This is a genomic window from Flavobacterium sp. (assembly GCF_028712645.1).
Taxonomy (GTDB): Bacteria; Bacteroidota; Bacteroidia; order Flavobacteriales; family Flavobacteriaceae; genus Flavobacterium.
Map to the genome: position 1 here is coordinate 1 of NZ_JAQTPQ010000265.1, position 4,703 is coordinate 4,703.

Consider the following 4,703-nt stretch of genomic DNA (forward strand, 5'->3'; position numbering starts at 1 on the left):
AAATCCGTTGTTGATAAAATATAAGGTAATATAGTTGAACATTTTGCACTTGTACCAGAAATATACAAACAGCCTAAACCATCACTACTTGGTGCTTGTTGTATTGTTGCAGGACTCGTTAATGTAACAGTATTATTAAAGATTGAATTATCAGATGTTACTATATCACCAGTATTACCTGTAAATTTAAGATCAATATATTTTACTGACATAATTATCGAGTATTAGATATTTCAATTAAAAAACAAAAACTTGTCCCATCTGTAAATGCCCTAAATGTTTTACCTAATAATGTACCAGAACTCGGTACCCATATATAATTATCGCTAAATGCCAATTTAGTTAAACAATTCCAAATACATGGAATTGTTCCTCTTATGAAATCTGTACTATTCCCTATTTTTGTATCCGTTACGATATAAGTACCATCGCAATTTTTTGTTGTAAATCCGCTATTATTACCGTACGTTGTTTGAGATGTAATACCACCATTCGCTAATACTGCTGGATTGATAGATACTTGTGTATTATCATAACTCTTCAACATGTAAATTCCAGCTGTACCAGTTGTATAAGTTGAACTTATACTATGATAAATGGATGATGAATATGATGTATAAGTTCCTCCACGGATATAAGTGAATGTTGTATCTCCTCCGACTAAACTATTACCTTGACCGAATAATAACACACTATATGATTGTGAAGAATCTTGATCAATAATTAAAATGAATTCTTTTTCTGTTCCAATAAAATACCAATTTCTCGCTGTTCCTGATGCAGCACTAGATTTATGTATATATAAATTTCCAGCATTTTGTGCTAATGTAGGAAATCTATTAATCATTGTATTGATATCAGTCATATTTTCTGCACCTACAACTGTAGCATATGTTGTTGTAGTATCTTTAACGAATAAATAATGTCCGTTCGTCGTTGTATTTGGCATTTTATATGCAGCTAAATTTGTACCTGTGAATGGTTTTGTCCAACCAGAACTTGCTATTCTAACAGTTATTGTACCAGAAGCTGGGGATGATAATCCTGCATTCACAGGTACAGTAAATTGATATGCCCCTATCCATGTTATAGCTGCTTCTACGTTGTAACCACTTGGAGTTGCCCCCTCAATTATAACAACTGGTTTAGCGAAAATATGAAATTGATGTGGAACAGCTGTAGTAACTGTTGCTACTCCTCCTGTTTGTACTATTGATGTGACCGCTATTGTTGGTAAACCATTTAATAGACATGCATCTAATACCCTTATAATTGATCCCGCTGTGCCACTAAGAACAGGTGCACCTAAATCTGTTGAATTTATTTGTCTAACAGTCATTTGTTAATTCCTTTTAATAAATAGCTAAATCTTGTAATTCGTTTGGATATACTCCACCATATGCTCTATATCTAACTGATAAGTCTGTTTTATCAAATACCATCAAATCAACTTTTCTATTAGTTGGTAATAATATCTCATATAAACCATCATTACCGTCACTATGACCAATAGCTAATAATTGTCCAGTATAATGATCAAATACTCGTATTTCTGCTGCAGTTGGAATACCTTGTAATGTTACTACCCCTTTTAGTCTATATATCGTAGTAAAATTATATCTTAATGGTATGAGATATTCAGATAATGCTTTTTGATAAAAAGCGAATTTCGCAATATTACCTTCCATAGCACCAACGTCAGGTTTAGCTTTCATCAATACCATATTAGTAAAACTAAATGATTGTGGGGAGGGTTCATATAAAGAACTATGTTCAACCCCATTCAACCATAATTTCGTAATATTTTGATTTCTCGAAACTAATAAATGGTGCCATTCTCCATTTGTAAAGTCATATAATTCTCCATTATTATCTGCTGTAAGAGAAGTCAAATATTTCTGAGGAGTAAAATTAACTTGAATAGCTCCTGATAATGCAATATTATTTCTTCTATTAATTCTAATCAACATTCCAGTATAATCAATTGATGTACTTGAAGCATCTAAAATAATACCTTCCGATTTAGTATCAGTTTTGAACCATAATTCGAGTGTAAAATTACCGGAAAATGTAAATGGGGCACTCGTAAAATACATATATGCATCAAGTGTCAAATGTACTGATGGCTCATTATAAAAATTCATAGGTCCTGGTTGATTTCTTATCAGTGTAGATGGATTACCATAATATTTACCAGAAACCCCACCTGTAAGAGGTACTATATTGTATGTAATATCATCATTTAATTCATCTAATGGCCAAAAATCTGATGCACCATCTCTGAGAATCATAGTATTATATTTTCTTAATTTTTTATAATGATTGATAACTTTAATTTGAGGTAATGCATAATCATATATCGCAATTTGATCAATATAAAATGGTGAAAGATGTCTTTCGTGACCAAATGATGTATGTGACGTTTGAAATTGTGGACCAACACCAAAGAAATTACTTCTTGCTGAATAATAATCAGATTCAGCTACTGTTGGTAATCCTCCAACATATAAGTGATAAGCATTATCAACAGATGCGATAGTTTCATAAGCTGTTTCAAATTGATAATAAAGGGAACCTTCAAAATATACTGATTCAGTTGACCGCCAATCGTTTGGATATTTTTCAATAACCTCTCTCGTGAATACAAAGTGGACTTCTTTATTATAATAACCATTGAATGGTATTTGTATTGTAGTTGATCTAGATTCACCATCAGGAGATGATATAACAATATAATCATTACTACCTGATGGCTCAATATATACATAAATCAATCCTACTTTTGAAATTATAGGACTAACTATATTATAGGGATATAGATAATTTCTTGCTGTCTTATTGAATACGAATTCGATAGAATAACTATTCGTCGGAAATACCAAATGAGTTGTTTTTGATATTTGAATATATGCTTTTTGTGTATTTTCATATCTACCAAAGCACATTGATTTATTATCTTGGGGTTCTAATTCAATTAAACTTTGTGAACCTAGTTGATATGAAAATTGTGTTGGATTAGTTGTTCTATCTTGTATATCACCATATGTATGAGTACCCATCTCATTTACAATTACTCCATTTAAACTTTGATATGTATCTGGGTCAAAGGGATCACCATCAAATGTCCAAAATCCAATAGGTGAATCGTTTTTAATAGTATCTTTATAACCTGCCATTTATAACATCCTTAATTTATTTTTATTATTTATTTTAAAATTTTATATCTAATTATTTCTACAACAAAAATAATTAAATTTTAATTGACAAATATTATTTTTTAATATATTATTTTCAAAATTAACTTATTTATGAAGGATAATCATGAAAAAATTGCTTCAAACTGTCGAAAATATAGCTAAAGGATGTTTCAAGTATAAATTGAAATATTCAATATATCATAATACCAAAGAAATTCGAGTACAAGTTAGAAATCGCGAAGATGAAAATAAAATTCAGTATTTTATTGAAAAGTTACAAACAGATGGTTTGTTAGTTGATAGAGCTTGGTCAGAAGTATTATACATAAAAAATAGTTGACATTTATTTAAATCAAATATAATATTTATATCATGATTTTTATATAAAGCGGAAGATATTATGAATATTACAGATGCATTACAACGAGATATTAAATTATCTATGATAGTACCCTGTACTGGATATGTTGAATTTGATATGAGTCCATTAACAAATAATCAAATTGAAATTTTATTTTTTTGGACAAAGTGGGTTGAGTATAATGATCAACTTATTTTAATTAATTATAATTCTGATATCGAAAAGTATTGTCAACTTGTATACGAAAATTCTAAATTTGTTTTAAAAATCAAAGAGTACGTTATTAGAAATAATTCTATGTCATTCCTAATAACCAACATTTCTGTTTTTACTGGTGATATTGTATTTGATGATATATCATCTTCACCAATCACGATTGAAGAAATAAATTTAGAAGAATCTTTTATTATAGGGAGATATAATAAAAATGGACAGTTGATTAATAGACCATTTTATTGTTTATCTTTAGAAAAAAATAATTTGACAAAAAAATAAAAATAAATTAAAATTTATTCGTAATTTAAAAATAACTTCTTTCAAAGGTACTTTATTATGAAAACATATACTATTTTGATACATAACTCTACTTCAGGTTCAACCAGAAAAGATACTGGTACACTTCAAGAATTGATCGAACATTTTAAATATACTTTGGAAGTTGGGAAGAGTTGGCAGCACGAAAAAGGTAATAAAAAAATTGATATGAGTCCAAAAAGTATCAAATCATTAGTTAAAAATTTGAATAACGCAAAACAAAATGCGGCAGCAAATGGCTATTCAAATATTTCTTATGAGTTAGGAGAATAACATGATCACAAAATTATTAGATTGGTTTTTCAATTTTTTAATTGAACAAGAAAAACAAAACATCAAAAGTCGAGAATACCGTGATCTAAAAAATACGATTAAAAGATTTGACAATATAAAATAATTATTTTATAATTTTGTCGTAATTTAACCAAAAGGAAAAATATTATGAACGATTTGGCATTAACAAACGATTATTTACAACGTGTTGCTCCTTCTATCTTTGCTCAAGATAAAAGAGAAGATAGAAGTAAACATTATAAATTCATCCCTACCATTAATATCATCGATGCTCTACGCAACGAAGGATTTTATCCAGTAAAGGCTAAACAATCTAA

The 4,703-nt window shown here is 28.9% G+C and carries 6 protein-coding genes; 3 read left to right on the plus strand and 3 right to left on the minus strand.

Translation table 11 applies throughout. The features are described 5' to 3' along the window. From PHC28_RS15815 to PHC28_RS15825, 3 genes are all read right to left on the minus strand, one after another. The coding region (locus PHC28_RS15815; RefSeq protein ID WP_300102875.1) for a hypothetical protein at nucleotides 1–212 on the minus strand (212 nt) is incomplete at its 3' end. A 2-nt stretch (nucleotides 213–214) separates the two neighbouring features. Continuing rightward, on the minus strand, nucleotides 215–1,339 hold the full coding sequence (locus PHC28_RS15820) for a hypothetical protein (protein WP_300102878.1): 1,125 nt from the start codon (nucleotides 1,337–1,339) through the stop codon (nucleotides 215–217). Between the two features lie 13 nt (nucleotides 1,340–1,352). Further along, complete coding sequence (locus PHC28_RS15825) at nucleotides 1,353–3,059, minus strand: LamG-like jellyroll fold domain-containing protein (RefSeq protein ID WP_300102880.1); 1,707 nt, start codon at nucleotides 3,057–3,059, stop codon at nucleotides 1,353–1,355. A gap of 262 nt (nucleotides 3,060–3,321) precedes the next feature. Here PHC28_RS15825 and PHC28_RS15830 point away from each other — a divergent pair, with 262 nt between their 5' ends. Genes PHC28_RS15830 through PHC28_RS15840 form a run of 3 tightly spaced genes read left to right on the plus strand, consistent with a single transcriptional unit; the run spans nucleotide 3,322 to nucleotide 4,365 of the window. Beyond that, the gene (locus PHC28_RS15830) at nucleotides 3,322–3,537 is read left to right on the plus strand and encodes a hypothetical protein (protein ID WP_300102883.1); all 216 of its coding nucleotides are present in this window, start codon (nucleotides 3,322–3,324) and stop codon (nucleotides 3,535–3,537) included. Nucleotides 3,538–3,597: 60 nt separating this feature from the next. Beyond that, nucleotides 3,598–4,053: a hypothetical protein gene (locus tag PHC28_RS15835; RefSeq protein ID WP_300102886.1), complete on the plus strand. Its 456-nt coding sequence runs from the start codon at nucleotides 3,598–3,600 to the stop codon at nucleotides 4,051–4,053. A gap of 57 nt (nucleotides 4,054–4,110) precedes the next feature. Continuing rightward, nucleotides 4,111–4,365 carry a hypothetical protein gene (locus tag PHC28_RS15840; protein WP_300102889.1) on the plus strand — a complete coding sequence of 85 codons (255 nt, stop codon included), beginning with the start codon at nucleotides 4,111–4,113 and terminating at the stop codon, nucleotides 4,363–4,365. Nucleotides 4,366–4,703 lie beyond the last annotated feature (338 nt).

Coding starts and splice junctions, on each gene's coding strand:
- PHC28_RS15835 (WP_300102886.1), top strand. CDS start 3,598: ATGAATATTACAGATGCATTACAACGAGATATTAAATTATCTATGATA.
- PHC28_RS15825 (WP_300102880.1), bottom strand. CDS start 3,059: ATGGGTACTCATACATATGGTGATATACAAGATAGAACAACTAATCCA.
- PHC28_RS15840 (WP_300102889.1), top strand. CDS start 4,111: ATGAAAACATATACTATTTTGATACATAACTCTACTTCAGGTTCAACC.
- PHC28_RS15820 (WP_300102878.1), bottom strand. CDS start 1,339: ATGACTGTTAGACAAATAAATTCAACAGATTTAGGTGCACCTGTTCTT.
- PHC28_RS15830 (WP_300102883.1), top strand. CDS start 3,322: ATGAAAAAATTGCTTCAAACTGTCGAAAATATAGCTAAAGGATGTTTC.